This window comes from Anaerotignum sp. MB30-C6, assembly GCF_030908465.1.
Taxonomy (GTDB): domain Bacteria; phylum Bacillota; class Clostridia; order Lachnospirales; family Anaerotignaceae; genus Chakrabartyella.
On sequence record NZ_CP133078.1, the window covers coordinates 2,882,049 to 2,899,735 of the forward strand.

The window sequence follows — 17,687 nt, forward strand, 5'->3', positions numbered from 1 at the left end:
TCCTTTTTTCTGATACTTTAAAGTTGATTATTTGTCAGTGTCCCCTTCTGGAATGGCCGTTCCTTGGGGACGTTTTTATATTGTCTGTAATATCTACAAACTGTTTCACCCAAACCGCCGTAAACACTACGATTAAAAAATATCTCAATGCTAACCGATGCGGTAAGACTGCATATAGGGCGTGTATAACGGCTATGTTAACCGTGATTGCAAACAGCCATATAATAAGTATCTTTGCTGACTGGATAAGCCTAGCACGCTTACAACGGCTCATGCGTCGATATGTATTGCGGCTGATTAATTCAACGTCCTTATCGCTCATTGAAGTCACCCCAAATTCTGTAATGCTCTGCAACTCCTGCGATAAATTCACCAACAGTTGCTTTGTTTTTATTCACGTTCTGAACTAAAATTATTGAGTTCAATAACTCTTTGTTACCTTTGTAATACGCTGTTTCTATCGCATGGCGCATGGCTCTTTCTGCTCTTGATGGGGTTGTACCGTGTTGCGCTGCTACCATGGGATACAAAGACTTTGTGAGCATACGCCAGCATGTAGTATCCTTAATCGCTATACTGATAGCAGTTTTTAAGTAGCTGTACCCCAAAATTGACGGACTAATTCCGAACTGCATGAGCAATTTTCCGATTTCATTTTCCTCTGCTTTCATTTGATTTCCTCCTTGTAAAATTTTTTTAACTCCGCCTTAGTAACACAACCAAGTTTAAATCTCTCAGCAAGTTCAAATATACTTCCACTTTCTTTGAAAGGTTTATCTGTTTTTATCTGATATTCTTCTAGCCTTTTCCAGTAGGAAGGTAAAAATCTGTAAATATTGTAGAGTTCCTTCAAATTTTTATTGCCACAACACCAGCAAGATACTCTGTCCAATACGCTATAAAGTTCTATGTATTTGTCTGTTAATGGCTCATATTCAAGCCAATTCCAACCTTGGTCATAACAATATTGTAGACAATCTGCCTCAGTTAAGCCCCATTCATTTAGCCAATAGGCTTTATTGCTACCGACTCCTTTTTCTAGGCGTTCAGGCTCATCTTTGGCTATTCCGATAATTTGTAAGTTATCACCACAATACTTGTCCAATTGAGCAATTTTCTGCGTTGTTCCCCATCGACAGCCGTGCCATCCACACCACTCATAACCTTTTTTCTTGTTTCCGTTTCTCTGTATGTACTCTCTTTCCCATGCTAAAACCGGAAACTCAATAGCGGGGTGAATAGTTGTAAATCGGATGCCTTTTTGTTCGCATAGCTTTTTGGCCTTCTCAATATTTCTACGAACAGCTTGAAACTCCCATTCTCCAACATCGAAATATACTGCCTCATCAACCTTGTAGCCTTTTTCTATGGCAATTAACAGCAATGCCAAGCTATCTTTGCCTCCGCTTAGCTGTATTACATTTCCCACCGCCTCCCTCCTTTCTCCTTCTATTTACCCCGTGCCATGTTCCATAAAACATGTATGCGGAATAATCCAAATTGTTATCTACTGCATATTGCTTGTCTTTCTTACGATTGCATTCAGGGCATAAATAACCATGCCTTGTGTTAGCTGTCTTTGCTATGTTCCACCGTTCGCCGCACCGACTGCAACATATGTAACGATAGCCTACTCGCATCGGTGGGAGCTGGGTTGTCATGTTTGTCCACCTCCTATGGAATATTTTGTAATATTGTGCTATCCTTTCCTTACAGGTATGCCAGTACCGAGTATGTAGAGAAAGGAGGAAAACTTATGCTATTTTCCAGTGACCACTCAATCAAAGATGTCTACTCATGCGACGAAATGATTGTTTCTAATTCAGCAACTATTGAAATCGCAGGCATATTAAATGGCGATGTTCACTTAACAGAATTATCAACGCTTGTCATCTCTGGCATAATGAACGGAGCGTTAACCGTTAACAAAGGCTGTACTGTTGAAATACATGGCATTCTAAATGCCAACGATATTAAAAACAATGGAGCTATAAAAATACACGGCATAGTCTCTTGTCCAAGCTTAGATATGAGTGGATTAACAATTTCAAAAAATGCAATAATAAACGGTAAGCAATATTAATCCTGTTCCCTATCGTTACTAATAGCAGGATTATTACTTATTATTGTGTTGTTGATGCTACCCTTCGGCTGGCTTTGTAATTCCCTTACAAGGTCAGCTATTTCTTTTGGCGTAATTTCGAATTTTCCTTCAAATTTCATATGTACCTCCTACCTTTCTGCTACAGGCTTGTCCGTTGTGGGCTAGAGCATCGCTTCAACCAGAGTCGCTTTGTCGATTTTCAATTTATTGCAAAAAACTTTTAGATTTGCAATTGTGAATTCCTCAGGGTTATTCATTCTGCGATAATACGTCCCAGGGCACATATGCAAGTATGTTGCCATTTCCTCACCCTTGATTCCTCTTTCATACATTTTCGATTTCACCAAGGCGGGCAAACGCTTGTCTGGTTTTGCTTTTTTCATGGTATCGCCTCCTTGGGTTTCTTAATATTCTTCGGAAACAAGTATTCTGCCATCGAATTGAATTAAAAGATTTCTAAACTTACATCCTTCATCTTCCTGAGTGCTTCGGAAAGCGCATACCCTGCCAATCACTGTGCTGTTATTGCATAGGGTGTGAACATTAGAAAGGTGCATGCCGCTCAATATTCTTGAAGCCTCCTCTGTATTTACCTCGATGAGGTCAATCCCTGGCTCCTCCTCCTCAAATTCGCATTCTTCAAGTAATTCAAGGAACATTGCAAAGTCCTCTTGAGGAATAATTTCATCCTCGAAAGCGATTAGATTTAACAATGCTTTGTCCAGCAATTCTTTGCATGTGTTAAACTCTGGCTCATCGTCAGTTTTAGACATCATGCCGATAATAGCGTATAGTACCTCTTTGCCAGTGTGAGCTATCTTCATTTTTGTTCCGACAAACACATCTAACTCTCTACAGCCTTTATTCATATCAAATCCCCCTTTAGCAAACTTCACTTCCCATGATTTCTCTAATTACATCAATCGCCTTTGCAAAATATCTAAAATTAGGCACTTCCTTGCTGCTGTATCTGGACTTGTCCATAACAGTAACGCCGTACTCTTCTGTTTTTAGATTGTTAGCATTTGCGATTTTACCTACCTTGTTTGCAGAGATGCCAAGCATTTCCCCAATTTCGGTAGCTGAATATGTTTTTTCGCATTCTGGAAGGTATTCTCCTACGCTAATTCCGAAAGTGCTTTCAAGACTTTTCAAGCCGAACACCTGAACCGCAATAGGTGAAAGATTTTTATTACTTATTGAATCCATGAGTGTTTTGAAAGTACGGTTCTTAGCATTTAACAACATTGCATCTGCTCTTGCCTTTTGAGCCTGAACCTTTGCATACTCCAAATCGTTTGCAAATTTAGGAATTACTGTGTCTCTCATTTCAAAGTATTCATCCATAAGTTTGTCATGGATTTCCCAAGCGAGGTCAGTATCCATAATCTTGATAAGTTTTGAATAACCTCTCTCGGATAATATGTAGATATGTTCGGCTTGAATTATCTGCTGCTTACTATAACCCAACTGTTCAAATAGGCCGTCACCACATGACGAGCTATTTAAATCAACAAAATCTATCATGCTTTTAAACCTATTTGCATTTCTCCCTATTGCTTTTCTTATATCGCTTGTGGTAACTCCGTGTATTTCTGCAATAGTCTTATCGCTCATACACTTCTTACCTTGTCCAAACCCACCGCTTACTACTGGGATGGATTTACCCATAAAATTTTGCGTTCCGTTTACCGTTAGTTGTTTCATTTGTACCTCCTATTCTTTTTCTACTACAGCTTGTCCGATTAAATCATCAATGCTTAACCCCGTGGCCTTAGACACAGCGATTAGACTGTCAACTCTTGGTGTTGACTTTTCCCAGCCACCAATCGTTCCGTTGCCCAATCCGCATTGCTTTTCCAATGCGCACACTGATGTTTTGTTATCTCTACACCAAGCTTTGATTTTTTCCAGCAAAATAATTCCCCCTTTCACATTTAGAAAATTATCTATATTAATGTTGACATCCATTAGATTTTATTCTATAATCTAATCAGCGAAATCAAATTGAGAATAAATTCTACCGACGCCTTTGATGATTAGAAGTTTTTCTAATCCATACGGCTAGTATATAGAACTTATTCTAATTTGTCAACCCATTTTTAGAAACTCTTCTAAATATTTTCTTGGAGGTAACTATGACAAGTTTAGAAATAATAAAAAATCTATGCGAAAAGGAAGGTATAAACATTTCCGCTCTTGAAAAAGAAATGGGATATAGTAACGGTTCTTTAGCTAAATCTAAATCTATAAAAGCGGAGAGATTAATGGAAATAGCCGCTAGATTCGGGGTTAATATGGAATATTTAATGACTGGCGAAGAACCAGAACAAAAGGAATTTAACCCTCAACTGACCGCAAAAGATGAAAGGGACATTTCCAAAAAAGTGGATGGGATTTTATCTCAATTACACACAAGCGATGCTTTAATGTTTGATGGTGAGCCTATGGATGATGAAACCAAAGAGTTATTAAGAGTATCATTAGAAAATGGGGTCAAGATTGCTAAAATCGCAGCCAAAAAGAAATTTACACCTAAAAAATACAGATAATTTGCCACACTTTTAGCTTTGCTTAAGGGAGGGAAGGGTGAAGAATGGTCGAAAACATCGTTGAAAAATACGGGACTAGAAATCCAATAAGGATTGCTAGAGATATGGGTATACAGATAATGTATGAGCCTCTCGGCGTGATTAATGGTTACTTTACTACAATGTGCAGACAAAAACAGATACACATTAATTCCGATTTAGATGAAAGAAGAATGCTTTTTACTATCGCACATGAGTTAGGGCACGCAGTATTGCATCCTAATGAAAATACCCCATTTCTTAAAAGTACACTTTTGTCTGTAAATAAACTGGAAAAAGAAGCAAACCTTTTTGCTGTTAAGCTAATGATAAGTGACGAAGATTTAGAAATATTTAAAGAAAACACAACTCAACAATTAGCTTGTATCTATGGCTTGCCTGAAGAATTGATAGAATTAAGACTCAGAGGAAGATTTAGATTTAATAAATAAAAAATCCCCCACAGTATTCGCAGTACCGTGAGGAAAAGATATGTAGGGCTATCGGAAAGTCAACCCTTAAAACATTATAGACAATATGTAATATATTGTCAATTTAAGGGAGGTTTTACTATGAAAAAAATTTTTATTACTTGGTGTATTTCATTATTTCTTCTCACGCTCTTGTCTCTTCTATGGCCACCATTAGCTATAATTGCACTAATTATTTTATTAGTTAAATTAAAAAGTTTTACGGCATTGTTTGAAAAGTACGAAGCAATTTCTAACGCTGATGAATATGTAATTCAGAAAAAAAATGAAGCAGAGGTAAACTACTTTCAAAGAACCAATGACGCGGATATTTATTATGCAACTAAAAAGGAAAGTGCCGATAATTATTATGAAGCTACTACCCAAAAGGCCTATGCTGCACTTGGAGATATAGATGCTAACAAAGAAAAAGCAAAGCAAGAAATTGAGAAACTTGAAATACAAAAGAACAATATTATTTCTGAAATTGATGAATTAACGAAAGAATCGATTGTAATTGCTACAAATTTTATAGTTGATGATGAAATTACGTCCGAAGAGTACAAAAATAAACTTGCTGTGCTTAATTCTAAAATGGCAGAACTAATAAAAAATGAAGAAGCACTCCTAGTAAATTCAAATGAAAATAAAAAGGTTATCCGCGATAACTCAAAACAAATTCTTCGTTGTTTTGAATCCGAAAGCACGGGTATCATTAAGGCAGTTACCACCAAAAATATTGATGCCCAAAGAAATAAACTAAACAAATGTTTTGACAATATAAATAAAATTTTTGAAGTAGACGGAATGAAATTAAATTTTCCTTTCCTAGAATACAAGCTTGAAGAACTTAATCTCACCTATGCTTTTCAGCTCAAAAAAGAACAGGAGAAGGAAGAACAAAAAGCTATTCGTGAGCAAATATTAGAAGAAGAAAAAGTTCGTCGCGAAATTGATAGAGAAAAGGCAAAAATTGAAAAAGAAGAAACACAATTTAAAAATGAAATCACAAAACTAATGGGATATCTTCAAAAATCAACCGATGTTGAAAAACAACTTTACCTTGATAAAATCAAAGAATTAGAAGAAAAGTTAAAATTGGTAGAGAAAGATAAGGAAAATGTCCTAGAAAGAGAACAGAACACAAGGGCTGGCTATGTTTATATCATTTCGAATATTGGCTCCTTCGGAGAAGACATATACAAAATCGGCATGACCAGAAGATTAGAACCTATGGATCGTGTCAAAGAACTAGGCGATGCCTCAGTACCTTTTGAATTCGATGTACATGCTATGATCTTCAGTGAAGATGCCCCAGCATTGGAAAATACCTTGCACGCTACATTTAGGAATAATCAGGTCAATAAAGTAAACGCAAGAAAAGAATTTTTTGAAGTTTCTCTAGCTGAAATCGAAAAGGTAGTTAAACAAAACCATAATGCTACAGTAGAGTTTACTCATATAGCAAAAGCGGAACAGTATCGCGAAAGCTTACGGTTATCTCAGGTCTCTGGTTTATAATTTAAAAAATCCCCCACTCCACTGCAATGGAATGAGGGACAAGCGGTCACGAAGTAACCACTATCTAGCGATAATTATTATATCATAGACCGCTTTGTTTGCATACACAAAAATAAAGGAGGTCTTATTTTTATGGCAAAAGCAAAAAAATTACCATCTGGATCGTGGACTTGCTTAGTTTATAGCCATAACGAAATGGTAGACGGAAAAGAAAAACGCAAGTATCAACGATTCACCGCCACAACCCAGAAAGAGGCTGAGTATCTAGCGGCCGAGTTCATGATGAACAAAGACAAGAGAAGAAACCCCGAAAATTTTACGGTAAAAGAGGCGATAGAGAACTATATCGAAACAAAAAAGAAAACCCTTTCGCCATCCACAATAAGGGCGTATTCTTCCCTTGCTAAATATCATTACGACGAAATCGATATTCCTATTGCCAAAATAAACAACGACACATTACAGAAATATTTTAATAAGGCATCCATTGATTTGACACCTAAAACAGTGCGCAATATGTCGGGACTTTTAAGCGCAACCTTGAAATTCTATCATCCAGACTTTTACTATAACGTTACTATGCCCACAAGCAAAAAGGAAGAGATCACTGTACCCTGCGAAAATGATTTAAAAAAAATCATAGAGTTATCTAAAGGAAGTACAATTCATCTTCCTGTTCTAATTGCATCTGGCATGGGGTTACGTCGTGGAGAGATAGCGGCGTTAAGAGTTAAAGATGCCGATTTCGAAAACAACACGATAGCTATTAGTTTCTCTATGGTTTTTGATAAAGACAAAAAAGAATGGGTGCGTAAGCCTCCAAAAACAACAGCAGGCAAGCGGGTGTTACCTATCCCCTCCCATATATTGCCTGTACTTGAAGAAGTTGTTAATGGCAAAAAAGACGACGATTCACTAACAGGGCTGACGCCCACGGATATAACTAACCATTTTTTCAGATTTTTACTGAAGCATGAAATTAACCATATGCGTTTTCATGACTTGCGGCATTACTATGCGTCCATGATGTTGGCCAATAATGTACCTGACAAATATGCATTGAAGCGGATGGGACATGCTACTGATAATATGCTTAAACGAGTTTACCAGCACACTATGAAAGAAAAAGATGGGGAAGTAACTAAAACAATTGATAGTTATTTGGTATCGGTTTTTGGGGAGCAGGAACAATGATGCAACACAAAATGCAACACATTCCCAATAATATGTTGATTTCTCTGCATCATTAGAGTATTTACCGTGGGTTCGATTCCCATCATCCGCTTTTTTTCATTAAATTGCTTTCAAGGTTTTAATCACTGCAGTTCTTTTAAAATCAATGAAACCAACTATTCCAAAGTTGTATGGAGCTTAAAAGTTATGTCATAACATTAAAATCCATTTAAACAAACTGATATGTAATGAAATATGTTCAACGTACCCCCTTTTTAGCAGGTATTTTTTTATTCCAATCTTTTAATGCGAAACATCCTACAGCACTTTTTTAAAAACACAATTATCAGTTTCTAAGTCTCTAAACAAACTCTTACAAATATTCTTCTTCTTTGTAACCACTACCTCACCGCCTCTTTTTGATTAGTAAAGGCTTTTATGGGTATTAATAATATAGAAAAATCAATATTTTACATTCTTTTCTATCATTTAGCAGTATATACATTTTTACGCAGAAGTGTTATACTAAAAGAAGGTAAAACTTGTCTAAAGCGTTTCTAAAACAAACTTTTTTGAAAGGCATGAGGGTATTGATTGTATTCAACAATGTGACGAAAACCTATGGGAATAATGAGGTAGGTGTTGAAAAAATCTCACTGGAAATCAAAGACGGTGACTTTGTTTTTCTTGTAGGAAAAACAGGTTCCGGTAAAAGTACGTTAATCCATCTTTTAACTGGGGAGCTCAAACCTTCATCCGGCGACATTTTGGTAAATAACCTGTCCATCAATAACTTAGCCCAAAAAGATCTCCCTTATTATAGGCGTGTTTTGGGTATTATCAATCACGATTTCTCTTTAATTGAAAATAAAACAATTTATCAAAACTTAGAACTTGCCATGTTAGCAACAGGACATTCCAACAAATCCATTCGCCAATCTATTCCATTGGCCCTAGGCCTTGTAGGAATGACAAAAAAAATGTATGACTACCCCGGAAATTTATCAGGGGGTGAAACGTTTAAAGTGCTTATGGCAAGGGCTGTGGTAAATAATCCAAAAATAATACTTGCTGACGAACCTACGGCTCAGTTGGATTATGATTCCGCCCTTGATATTATGTCTTTGTTCAACGAAATCAATCAATTAGGTATTACAGTCATTATCGCTACCCACGCAAAAGAGTTTGTAGATATTATGAAGAAACGTGTTGTTACTTTGCAAAACGGTAAAATTCTTGGTGATGTGAGTAAAGGAAAATATGGTTGGATCATATGAAAAAACGAAGACGTAAAAAAAAATATCTCGGCAAAAAACTATTTAACACCACCTTTGTCGTAACATATGTCAGCTTTATTGGATTCTTATACCTATTTGCAACTCGTGTAACGCCTTGGGATATTGATTATTTTATTAAAGATACCCAGCAATACACTACTCATCTGGTTTCTTCAATAAAAACAAAGAAAGCCGAATTAGATGCAAAACGAGAGACAGCTGCCTTGGCAAAAGCCCTTTCTAAGGAACAAAAAAATAGGGATAATGCTTCCGCAAATAAAAACGACAAAGAGGATGAAGAAAAGGAAATCATCTTAGAATCTAGCACCGTAGATCTGGTTTATTTTTCTCAAACAGACCCTAGGTGGAATACCACCATTTATGGAACTGATAATATCATAGGCGTTTATGGTTGTGGGCCAACTACGCTGGCTATGGTTTTATCCACCTTTACAGATAATGATATCACCCCAGACATGGCTGCGACGTGGGCTTACGATAACGGACATTTTTGTGATAACAGTGGGTCCTATCATTCCATTATTCCAGACGGTGCTAACGCATTTGGGCTTACTTCAGAAAGCTTAAAAAACCCTTCAAAAGAAACAATTTTTAATGAATTGAATCAAGGAAACCTTGTAGTCGTACTAATGAATAAGGGTATTTTCACCTCACAAGGACACTTTATTATCCTTCGTGGTGTTACCCCAGAAGGAAAAGTTTTGATCGCAGACTCTCAAAACGCTGAAAACAGCCAACAACCTTGGGATCTTCAAACGATACTGGATGAAGCAAAGTATTCCGCAAGTTATGGCGGTCCATTTTGGTCCATCAGTAATCGCAAATAGCCCTTGTGTTGGTAAGTACAAAAACATAGTATCTGTATAGATTTTTAGGAAAATAGAATATCATGCAAAAGCAGCCCTTTGTAAAAGATACAAAGGGCTGCTTTTTTAATTAAATTTTTCGACATATATTGACGATATTCGTCAAAACTGATATATTAAAAATAATCTATGTTCTTAACTTAAACTAAGGCAAACTATTTGAAAAAATAGGACGCAAAGCTGAAGGATCTAAGGATGTAAATCTATGATAGCCAGTTGCTGATTATGGATTAGAAAGCAAACCACGCCTAAACTGGAGAGCCCATCTAACCTAATCATTTTTGTCATTAAAAGCAGCCGCTACTGTACAGTAGTAGTTGCTTTTTGTCTGTTTGCATGAATTTATGACGTCCATGTACGGACTACCATTGCATAAAAAATCAGATAACGCATTCTAGCTATCTTTTTTGAAAACATCTCAATTTCCAATTCCTTTATAATAGAAATAACTTTGGGAAAATAACCCTTTGCTTTGCTTATGGCATATCTAAGTATTTTTCAACTCAAAAAATATTAGAATACCAACCTAATTTTTCTACCCTTTCAATCATACTTTGTTCTGCGTCTACTGTTTGTGGGCGAAGTGATTACTGTAGTCTGCTTACCTTATGGTTGTTCAGCTTTTTTCAATTATTGCAACCATAAGACTGCATTTTTATGACTTTTCTAATAGCATTTGAATTTATATGAAAGGAGTCGCTGTCCTTATTTGGTAAAAAGAGTAAAGTCAGATAGGGCTATTTTATGCTATGGAAGATGTTCAGAAGGGGGAATCGCCGTCTATCCCAACAGATTCAACGCCTTTTAAGGAATTCCCCTTAACTAATGTTGAACCATGTCCGCAGACAAGAAAATTAACAAAGTCATAGATATTCTTTTATACCACTTAAGGAGATCAGCTTATTAAAAAAGACCAATGTAATGCTGAAATTTAAAAGTCAAATGGGTGGAAAAACTTATAGCCATAGCCAGCCGTTATTACAGGCAATATTTATTTTAGGGTACTAAATATTTAAGAACATAATTCTTATGAAACAAATAATCTTTCTATTATCTGACTATGTTTTAGGAAAAGGAGAATAACATGAAATCATTAAAACTAAAGATGACACTAATAATGGCAGGAATCTTGCTGATTTTTTCATTCGTTAATACTGCGGCAGCAATCTATCTGAACTATAGGAGTGTAAATGAAACGGTTGAAGCCGATTTAAAATCAATTGCACAAGTCACTGAGGTAGCCATATCAGAGTCCCTAAACAACTTACAAATGACCATTGAAGCAGTTGCTTCCCAGGAGTTCATTGGAAATAAAGAGCTTTCACAGCAGCAAGTAATAGAGGAGCTAAAAGAAAATGCAGAAGCTTTTGGCATGGAATCTCTGTCTATTGTTGACAGCTCAGGGATTATAATCAGTACCGACAGCAACAAAAATGGCACACAAGCAGCCTCATACGACTGGTACAGCGGTGCTGCCTCAGGGGAAACCACGCTGACTTCTCCATTACTTGATAGTGACGGTGTAAGAAAAATATTTTTAAGTACCAAGGTTAATAATAAGGTGTTTTCCGGCCTACTCGTTGCTACCCTTGACTGCCAAACTTATACCAATATTATAACGGATATTACAGTAAACCAATCGGGGAATGTGTTCATGCTTGATAGCAAGGGCTTCTCCATTGCTGATGTGGATCATCAGCTTGTTGCAAATGCAACAAACATAATCGAGGAAGCAAAAACGGATAAAACCCTTGAATCCGCTGCCGCTGTTTTTCGTAAAATGGTCGGGGGAGAAACAGATATAGACAAGTACCTTATAAATGGAAATGAGCGAATTTGCTATTATGGCCCAATTAAAAATACAGATGGCTGGTCATACGGTATTGTTGTCCCTACAGCGGAAATGATGTCTAGTATTGGTATTACAACGACACTACTCGTGATTACTAGCGTCATCTTTATGCTTGTGGGAATCGTGATTGCAATATTTATGTCCAAGTCCATTACAAACCCTATTGTAAGCATGAGCAAAAGGCTCCGCGACCTATCCGATGGCGACCTTACCTCCGCTGTTCCTGTAGTGGATTCAAAGGATGAGCTAGGCTTGCTTTATCGTTCTCTCTGTGCAACAGTGGAAACCTGTCGCAGCTTTATAGACGAAATTTCAACGGTTTTAGGTGAAATCAGCAAGGGAAATCTTGATTGTAAATCAGAAAAAGAATATGTAGGAGATTTTGCACCAATTAAGGTCTCCTTAGAAACAATATTGGAATCCTTAAACAATACAATGACAGAAATCAAGAATTCTGCAGAACAGGTTGCTGGCTGTTCCAATCAGGTATCGGCAGGTGCACAAGCTCTGGCTCAAGGTGCAACTGAGCAAGCAAGCAGCGTAGAGGAGCTCTCTGCAACAATTACCCAGATTTCACAGCACATTAAGCAAAATGCTGATAATGCACAGCTTGCAAACGCAGAAGCCCAATTTTCTGGTGAAGAGGTTAAAAACAGTAATCAACAGATGCAGGAAATGAAAGTTGCCATTAATAATATAAATACAAAATCAGGGGAAATTAGCAAAATCATCAAAACCATCGAAGATATTGCTTTCCAAACAAATATCTTAGCCCTAAATGCTGCTGTTGAAGCTGCACGTGCCGGCTCTGCGGGAAGAGGGTTTGCCGTTGTTGCTGATGAAGTTCGAAGCCTTGCACAGAAATCATCAGAGGCTGCCAAGGATACCACAACTCTTATTGAAGAGACCGTACAGGCAATCGAATACGGCACTAAAATCACCGATAGCACTGCACAATCCATGCTGAATGTAGTAAAATCCGCAAACAAAGTTGGGAATTTAATCAATGAAATCTTCAATGCCTCTAAGGAGCAAGCTTCAGCTATCTCCCAGATCACAATAGGGGTTGAACAAATTTCCTCGGTTGTGCAAACCAACAGTGCAACGGCAGAAGAAAGTGCAGCAGCCAGCGAGGAGTTTAGTGGTCAAGCACAATTACTGAAAGAGCAAATTGAGCAGTTTAAATTAAAGAATTCAACCAACCATTTATACGACGCAATTAACGACCAAGAAGATAGCCCGATTTCAGCTCAATACCTATTTGGTGAAAAACATAAATATTGAGCAAATCCTCTAAGCTGACTTAAAAAGTTAGATTAAAGTAAATATTGCCACCTTAGGGACTTACTGACTTTAAATTACAGAGGGTAAGTCTCTTTCGTTATACTGACCTCAAATGGTTTTCTAGGAGTAGACTTTTCAGTCTAGTGTTTTTTCTATCCCCTTCCTTTTTAAAATAGGCCCAGTTGCCAAAAAACCCCCAATCGTAGATAAATAAACTACGATTGGGGATTTTTGACAAGAGAAAAATCTAAAAACCAAGTAAAAAGCAACATAATATTCCAGTATTCCATTTAGACGAATTGTTGCCTAATAAAATGGCAATAACTGAAGGTTTTCCACCTTTTGAACCTATCTAGTTACCTTTTATAGAAGGAGTTCTCCCCTCCTATTTTAAGATTAATAGCTTGATCATATTGAATCGTACTCTCAAGACACCTTGTGATTTTCTTATAGATTTCATATATCGACCCAAACACAGGGTTTTCCAATTGCTTTTCTGCTACAGGGCTATGTAAAATACTTCTCACTGCCTCTTCATCACTTTCAGGCAAACTTTTTAATAGATCTTCTCTGGCATAATCAATACTGTCAATCTCAAGCATTACCTCTGTACGCATCTTCATGACTAATTCAAAAGCATATAAATCGTTACGTTGCAATGAATCTGCCATCTGCTTTGTAATATCTTGCAATTCGTTCATTTTATTATATTTCTTTTGAAGATTTAAGGTTATCTCATCAAATGTTGTGTTCATACAGTACACATCCTTTGTACTTCTAGTTTTTAACCAAGTCAACTTGGGAGAGACGATCTGCCTCCTTGAAGGTGTTTCGTAAATCCATTAACATGGACCGAAGTTCATGGATCAATTCAACATTTCTTCCTGCCTTTATTCTTGCAACTTGGAATTGGAAATACTCATACATCCTTGAAATCTCCCGACTAATACTATATGTCTTATCAAGAGTTGTATCAAGGTAACGAATAATTTCCGAAACCCTATCCATGGACGCCTCAAACGTAGCAAGATCACTGTTTTTCAAAGACATTTCTGCCTTAGTGAGCCTTTTCGCACTTTCATCAAAAAGAAGCAGCAAAAGTTCCCCCGAAGTCATCGTATTAACTGATTGTTGCTTATATTGTTGATAACCATAATTATTCATATTCTTTTGCCTACCCTTTCAACTCAATATTAGCCGCCAAACTGTTGCGTTAGCCAACCGCTTTGTGCATTCATCTGCTGCACCAGCTGCTCTAAAGCTGTAAATTGTCTTTGATATCTTGTACGCTCAGTGGTTAATTTTGATTCTAACTTTTTAACGACATCATCAATGTCCTTCATTTGCTCTAGTAAAGAGTTTTTCAACATGGAACTTGGTGATTTTTCGCTGCCTGCCTTTTCCACCAAAATCCCCTTTGTGGCACCCGTAGTTGCTGCATACTTATCTGTAATAGACTTCATGCGGGACATTGCACCACCTGTGGTAAGACTACCGCCATCTCCCGCTTCTGTAAACAGTGTTTTAACATTATCGGGGTTTTCCGCAAGGGAAGCCTTTAACTTGGACTCATCTAAGATTATTTTACCATTATCCTTCCAATTGGTAGACACAGATAGTCCAATATCACTAAAAGATAAACCATCGGTTCTTGTGTTTAAGAAAGCAAATCTTAGATCATTGGTTAAGCTAACAATATCGGGGTCCCCAAAGAGCATACCCTTTTTTGCTTTTTCTTCCCAATTTTTAATCTCTGTTTCAGACAATTCTTTCCTTTGCTCATCGGTAAGGGGGGGGAATTTTCTTTCCCGCTTTTCACCTACTGCAGAGTTTGCTGATTCCACCAATTCATTGTAGTCTTTCACCATACTCTTAATGGCATCAACAATCTTGTCTGTATCAACGGAAGCATCAAATTTAACTGCCTCAGTTCCTGAAATGGGATTCCCACTGCCATCATAACCAAAGGTTCCATTTACCCCAATTGTCATACCGTCTAAGGTAAAGGAATTGGTTCCTCTTGTAATCTCTATGGGAGCAGAACCTCCTTCTCCGTCGAAGTCCACAAGAATAACTGCATCTTTACCAGCAACAGAGGTACCATTGGTAGTAGCCTCAATACTTCCGTCAACCTCATTACGCTTACCAAACAGTAATTTTTCAAAATCGTTTAGCTCTGCATTTCCCACGCCAATTTCCACTTCCCCGCCAGCACCACTTTGGGTAGATACCACAGAAAAGGAGTCACTATTGGGCTGGTAGGAAATATTCACACCGGCTCTTTCATTATCATTAATTGTCTTTAAAATATCACCTAGGGTGGTTTTTCCCTTTTCGTATTTGATATTTATGCTTTCACCGTTAATTCTAAGTGTATACTCTTGCCCATCGTTAAGAGGAACACCATCTAAATTTTTTAACCCAGAGCTTTCCAGGGGACTACCCAAGTTCAGTTTGTTTGTTGCACCACTTCTGATGCCGAATACACCGCTATCCCCCAACAGCCCATCGGATGCGTTGGAAATGCGTAATATAGAGGTTTTGTCCACCTCTCCCGAAGGAGGGGTCGTTGTTTGAAACTTAATTTTTTGAGTAGTATCATCCCTCGATACCTTAATTCGACCCGCACCAAATGCAGTATTCAATTCCTCTTGCAAGTAATCCTTAAACTTAGCTTCAGTCAACTTAGTCTCGTCATCGAACTTAATGGTCTTTTTTACACCATTATATTCGAAGGTAAGTGCCTTGTCTTTCATTTTGTCAAGAAAGGATGCTGTTTTTTGAAGGGCAGCGGAATCAATTTGTGCAACGGCATCTAAGCCTGCATCAGTAATGCTTTTATCTACCATGGTAGAGGAACCAGCAGTCATTCCCAATGCATTCATTAAACCAGAATTACCACTAACAATTTGTAGTTTATTCCCAATGCCATCCGTATTCTTAAACTGCAACGTCTCCCCGTTTGCAGTAACGCTCATCACATCACTAAGTTTCTTCCCATCTTTTATATCTACTTGTTGTAATGCTTTTGTAAGGCCATCTACAACGTCAGCAGCATTGGTATATAAGCCGCTTTCTTTTTGAGGCATGGTTACAACATATCTTTCAGATCCATATTCCACGGTAAACGTTTTCCCAGTTATGGCACATGTAGAAGATGTACCGTAGTCAATTGCTCCCGTTTCTATATAATTGTTTGATAAGGCCTGATTGGTAGTCAAGCTTGCATCCCTTGCTAATTCCTTTACACCAAGAATAGAAAGGTCGCTGTTATTGGCACTACCAGAAACAGAAATATACTTACTGTTTTCCCCCTTTGGGGAAATCACACTTTTATCATAAAAACCAGCACTAAATAAGTTCGTGCTAGATGAATAGGACGTGTACTTATCAGCAAAGCTGATCAACTTAGAACTAATGGAACGAAATGCATCTGTTTTCCATGATAACAGTGTTTTGTTTTGCTTTTGTTTTGCAATTTTGCTTCTTGTGGAGATGGTCATGCCATCAATCAACTCATCTGTATTTAGGCCGCTGGCAAGGCCGCCAATTCCTTTGGTTTGGCTCCCATAAGCAGCACTGGAAGAGGATGATGTTAGACTGGATATTGTTGCCATAGTATTCCTCCTTAATATATAGTAACGTTTTCTATTGAACGATCCATAACGAATTTTACTCTATACTTATTTTTCGACATATAGTATACTTTTATTAATAGTTCAGATTAACAAATAAATTATCATGAGGTGATACTGGTGTCAGTAATAATTACATTAACCAATCAAAAAGGGGGCGTAGGCAAGACAACTACAACTGCTACCCTTATAACAGGCTTATCACTTCAAGAATATAAAGTTCTTGGAATCGATCTTGATCCCCAGGGAAACCTTGGTTTTTCATTAGGTTTAGACATTGAAAGTACCCATACAATTTATGACGTTTTTCGAGGAACCGCAAACATTGAGGATGTGATTCAAAAAACAGAATTTGGTGATATTATTCCCTCAAACATTTTACTTAGTGGTGCCGAATTGGAGTTTAATCGCTCTGGTAGAGAATATCTCTTAAAAGAAGCTCTGGAATCCGTTGCGAATTTATATGATTTTATAATAATTGATACACCACCGGCATTAAATATATTAACGGTAAATGCCTATGTTTGCTCTGACCACCTTATCGTGCCTATGGTTCCCGAAATTCTAAGCCTTTTAGGGGTAAGCCAGCTAAAGGAAACAGCACAAACAGTGAAGAAATTTTATAACCCAAAACTAACTGTGTTGGGGTTGTTGCTTACAAAGTATAATAATCGCACCAACCTTGCAAAAGAAGTTGCAGAAATGGCAGGGGAAATAGCAAAACAATTGGACACAACGGTATTTTCTGCAAAAATTAGATCCAGCGTGTCCGTTGCAGAATCTCCCGCCCATGGATCCTGCGTGCTTTTACATGCCCCTAGGTCAAAACCTACTTTGGATTATATTAACTTCATCGAAGAGGTTCTTCTGCGTTGCAAGGCAGCAAAAAAGTAAACATAACACTGACGGAATAC

General features: G+C 37.5%; 21 protein-coding genes and 1 riboswitch. Of the genes, 9 read left to right on the forward strand and 12 right to left on the reverse strand.

The genetic code is table 11. The features are described from left to right. Nucleotides 1-34: 34 nt before the first annotated feature. From RBQ60_RS14140 to RBQ60_RS14155, 4 genes are read right to left on the reverse strand one after another with little or no spacing between them, the layout of a single operon-like run. Nucleotides 35-322 (reverse strand): hypothetical protein, encoded by a 288-nt coding sequence (locus RBQ60_RS14140; RefSeq protein WP_307884319.1) that lies wholly within the window; start codon nt 320-322, stop codon nt 35-37. Then, nucleotides 312-671 carry a sporulation initiation factor Spo0A C-terminal domain-containing protein gene (locus RBQ60_RS14145; RefSeq protein ID WP_307884320.1) on the reverse strand — a complete coding sequence of 120 codons (360 nt, stop codon included), beginning with the start codon at nt 669-671 and terminating at the stop codon, nt 312-314. Before RBQ60_RS14145 ends, RBQ60_RS14140 begins: the two co-directional genes overlap by 11 nt. After that, on the reverse strand, nt 668-1,429 hold the full coding sequence (locus RBQ60_RS14150; RefSeq protein WP_307884321.1) for a phosphoadenosine phosphosulfate reductase family protein: 762 nt from the start codon (nt 1,427-1,429) through the stop codon (nt 668-670). The genes RBQ60_RS14145 and RBQ60_RS14150 overlap by 4 nt, the downstream gene beginning before the upstream one ends. Further along, nucleotides 1,392-1,661, reverse strand: coding sequence for a hypothetical protein (locus tag RBQ60_RS14155; RefSeq protein WP_307884322.1), 270 nt, complete (start codon nt 1,659-1,661; stop codon nt 1,392-1,394). Before RBQ60_RS14155 ends, RBQ60_RS14150 begins: the two co-directional genes overlap by 38 nt. Before the next feature lie 95 nt (nt 1,662-1,756). On the opposite strand from RBQ60_RS14155, the gene RBQ60_RS14160 reads away from it, so the two are divergent. Continuing rightward, nucleotides 1,757-2,083 (forward strand): hypothetical protein, encoded by a 327-nt coding sequence (locus tag RBQ60_RS14160; RefSeq protein ID WP_307884323.1) that lies wholly within the window; start codon nt 1,757-1,759, stop codon nt 2,081-2,083. Here RBQ60_RS14160 and RBQ60_RS14165 read toward each other — a convergent pair. From RBQ60_RS14165 to RBQ60_RS14185, 5 genes are read right to left on the reverse strand one after another with little or no spacing between them, the layout of a single operon-like run. Beyond that, complete coding sequence (locus RBQ60_RS14165) at nt 2,080-2,223, reverse strand: hypothetical protein (RefSeq protein ID WP_307884324.1); 144 nt, start codon at nt 2,221-2,223, stop codon at nt 2,080-2,082. The two genes, RBQ60_RS14160 and RBQ60_RS14165, sit on opposite strands and share 4 nt — an antisense overlap. 42 nt (nt 2,224-2,265) lie before the next feature. After that, a complete protein-coding gene (locus RBQ60_RS14170; RefSeq protein ID WP_307884325.1) occupies nt 2,266-2,487 on the reverse strand; it encodes a hypothetical protein in 222 nt (73 codons plus the stop codon). Between the two features lie 21 nt (nt 2,488-2,508). Further along, entirely contained in the window at nt 2,509-2,973 is a 465-nt protein-coding gene (locus tag RBQ60_RS14175; RefSeq protein WP_307884326.1) for a hypothetical protein, read from the reverse strand. 13 nt (nt 2,974-2,986) lie between these two features. After that, nucleotides 2,987-3,811 (reverse strand): ORF6N domain-containing protein, encoded by an 825-nt coding sequence (locus RBQ60_RS14180; RefSeq protein ID WP_307884327.1) that lies wholly within the window; start codon nt 3,809-3,811, stop codon nt 2,987-2,989. A gap of 9 nt (nt 3,812-3,820) precedes the next feature. Beyond that, nucleotides 3,821-4,021, reverse strand: a complete 201-nt coding sequence (locus tag RBQ60_RS14185) for a helix-turn-helix domain-containing protein (RefSeq protein ID WP_307884328.1) — start codon at nt 4,019-4,021, stop codon at nt 3,821-3,823. A 221-nt stretch (nt 4,022-4,242) separates the two neighbouring features. On the opposite strand from RBQ60_RS14185, the gene RBQ60_RS14190 reads away from it, so the two are divergent. From RBQ60_RS14190 to RBQ60_RS14220, 7 genes are all read left to right on the forward strand, one after another. After that, on the forward strand, nt 4,243-4,656 hold the full coding sequence (locus RBQ60_RS14190; RefSeq protein WP_307884329.1) for a transcriptional regulator: 414 nt from the start codon (nt 4,243-4,245) through the stop codon (nt 4,654-4,656). Between the two features lie 44 nt (nt 4,657-4,700). Beyond that, nucleotides 4,701-5,126, forward strand: a complete 426-nt coding sequence (locus RBQ60_RS14195) for an ImmA/IrrE family metallo-endopeptidase (protein WP_307884330.1) — start codon at nt 4,701-4,703, stop codon at nt 5,124-5,126. A 120-nt stretch (nt 5,127-5,246) separates the two neighbouring features. After that, nucleotides 5,247-6,665, forward strand: coding sequence for a DUF4041 domain-containing protein (locus RBQ60_RS14200; RefSeq protein WP_307884331.1), 1,419 nt, complete (start codon nt 5,247-5,249; stop codon nt 6,663-6,665). A gap of 132 nt (nt 6,666-6,797) precedes the next feature. Further along, a complete protein-coding gene (locus RBQ60_RS14205) occupies nt 6,798-7,859 on the forward strand; it encodes a site-specific integrase (RefSeq protein ID WP_307884332.1) in 1,062 nt (353 codons plus the stop codon). Nucleotides 7,860-8,380: 521 nt separating this feature from the next. Beyond that, on the forward strand, nt 8,381-9,115 hold the full coding sequence (locus RBQ60_RS14210) for a cell division ATP-binding protein FtsE (RefSeq protein ID WP_307884333.1): 735 nt from the start codon (nt 8,381-8,383) through the stop codon (nt 9,113-9,115). Then, entirely contained in the window at nt 9,112-9,963 is an 852-nt protein-coding gene (locus RBQ60_RS14215) for a C39 family peptidase (RefSeq protein ID WP_307884334.1), read from the forward strand. Before RBQ60_RS14210 ends, RBQ60_RS14215 begins: the two co-directional genes overlap by 4 nt. A gap of 178 nt (nt 9,964-10,141) precedes the next feature. Continuing rightward, nucleotides 10,142-10,226: riboswitch (cyclic di-GMP riboswitch) on the forward strand. Between the two features lie 860 nt (nt 10,227-11,086). Next, the gene (locus RBQ60_RS14220) at nt 11,087-13,138 is read left to right on the forward strand and encodes a methyl-accepting chemotaxis protein (RefSeq protein ID WP_307884335.1); all 2,052 of its coding nucleotides are present in this window, start codon (nt 11,087-11,089) and stop codon (nt 13,136-13,138) included. 356 nt (nt 13,139-13,494) lie between these two features. Here RBQ60_RS14220 and RBQ60_RS14225 read toward each other — a convergent pair whose 3' ends face one another. Genes RBQ60_RS14225 through fliD form a run of 3 tightly spaced genes read right to left on the reverse strand, consistent with a single transcriptional unit; the run spans nt 13,495 to nt 16,755 of the window. After that, complete coding sequence (locus RBQ60_RS14225; protein WP_307884336.1) at nt 13,495-13,893, reverse strand: hypothetical protein; 399 nt, start codon at nt 13,891-13,893, stop codon at nt 13,495-13,497. A 22-nt stretch (nt 13,894-13,915) separates the two neighbouring features. Further along, a complete protein-coding gene (locus RBQ60_RS14230; RefSeq protein WP_307884337.1) occupies nt 13,916-14,302 on the reverse strand; it encodes a flagellar export chaperone FliS in 387 nt (128 codons plus the stop codon). A 29-nt stretch (nt 14,303-14,331) separates the two neighbouring features. Continuing rightward, the gene (fliD, locus tag RBQ60_RS14235; protein WP_307884338.1) at nt 14,332-16,755 is read right to left on the reverse strand and encodes a flagellar filament capping protein FliD; all 2,424 of its coding nucleotides are present in this window, start codon (nt 16,753-16,755) and stop codon (nt 14,332-14,334) included. 138 nt (nt 16,756-16,893) lie between these two features. Here fliD and RBQ60_RS14240 point away from each other — a divergent pair, with 138 nt between their 5' ends. Next, complete coding sequence (locus RBQ60_RS14240) at nt 16,894-17,667, forward strand: ParA family protein (RefSeq protein WP_307884339.1); 774 nt, start codon at nt 16,894-16,896, stop codon at nt 17,665-17,667. Nucleotides 17,668-17,687: the final 20 nt, after the last annotated feature.

Bases quoted from the DNA above. Each gene is read 5' to 3' on its own strand.
- RBQ60_RS14140 (WP_307884319.1), bottom strand. From the start codon at position 322: ATGAGCGATAAGGACGTTGAATTAATCAGCCGCAATACATATCGACGC.
- RBQ60_RS14145 (WP_307884320.1), bottom strand. From the start codon at position 671: ATGAAAGCAGAGGAAAATGAAATCGGAAAATTGCTCATGCAGTTCGGA.
- RBQ60_RS14155 (WP_307884322.1), bottom strand. From the start codon at position 1,661: ATGACAACCCAGCTCCCACCGATGCGAGTAGGCTATCGTTACATATGT.
- RBQ60_RS14160 (WP_307884323.1), top strand. From the start codon at position 1,757: ATGCTATTTTCCAGTGACCACTCAATCAAAGATGTCTACTCATGCGAC.
- RBQ60_RS14165 (WP_307884324.1), bottom strand. From the start codon at position 2,223: ATGAAATTTGAAGGAAAATTCGAAATTACGCCAAAAGAAATAGCTGAC.
- RBQ60_RS14170 (WP_307884325.1), bottom strand. From the start codon at position 2,487: ATGAAAAAAGCAAAACCAGACAAGCGTTTGCCCGCCTTGGTGAAATCG.
- RBQ60_RS14175 (WP_307884326.1), bottom strand. From the start codon at position 2,973: ATGAATAAAGGCTGTAGAGAGTTAGATGTGTTTGTCGGAACAAAAATG.
- RBQ60_RS14180 (WP_307884327.1), bottom strand. From the start codon at position 3,811: ATGAAACAACTAACGGTAAACGGAACGCAAAATTTTATGGGTAAATCC.
- RBQ60_RS14190 (WP_307884329.1), top strand. From the start codon at position 4,243: ATGACAAGTTTAGAAATAATAAAAAATCTATGCGAAAAGGAAGGTATA.
- RBQ60_RS14195 (WP_307884330.1), top strand. From the start codon at position 4,701: ATGGTCGAAAACATCGTTGAAAAATACGGGACTAGAAATCCAATAAGG.
- RBQ60_RS14200 (WP_307884331.1), top strand. From the start codon at position 5,247: ATGAAAAAAATTTTTATTACTTGGTGTATTTCATTATTTCTTCTCACG.
- RBQ60_RS14205 (WP_307884332.1), top strand. From the start codon at position 6,798: ATGGCAAAAGCAAAAAAATTACCATCTGGATCGTGGACTTGCTTAGTT.
- RBQ60_RS14215 (WP_307884334.1), top strand. From the start codon at position 9,112: ATGAAAAAACGAAGACGTAAAAAAAAATATCTCGGCAAAAAACTATTT.
- RBQ60_RS14220 (WP_307884335.1), top strand. From the start codon at position 11,087: ATGAAATCATTAAAACTAAAGATGACACTAATAATGGCAGGAATCTTG.
- RBQ60_RS14225 (WP_307884336.1), bottom strand. From the start codon at position 13,893: ATGAACACAACATTTGATGAGATAACCTTAAATCTTCAAAAGAAATAT.
- RBQ60_RS14230 (WP_307884337.1), bottom strand. From the start codon at position 14,302: ATGAATAATTATGGTTATCAACAATATAAGCAACAATCAGTTAATACG.
- fliD (WP_307884338.1), bottom strand. From the start codon at position 16,755: ATGGCAACAATATCCAGTCTAACATCATCCTCTTCCAGTGCTGCTTAT.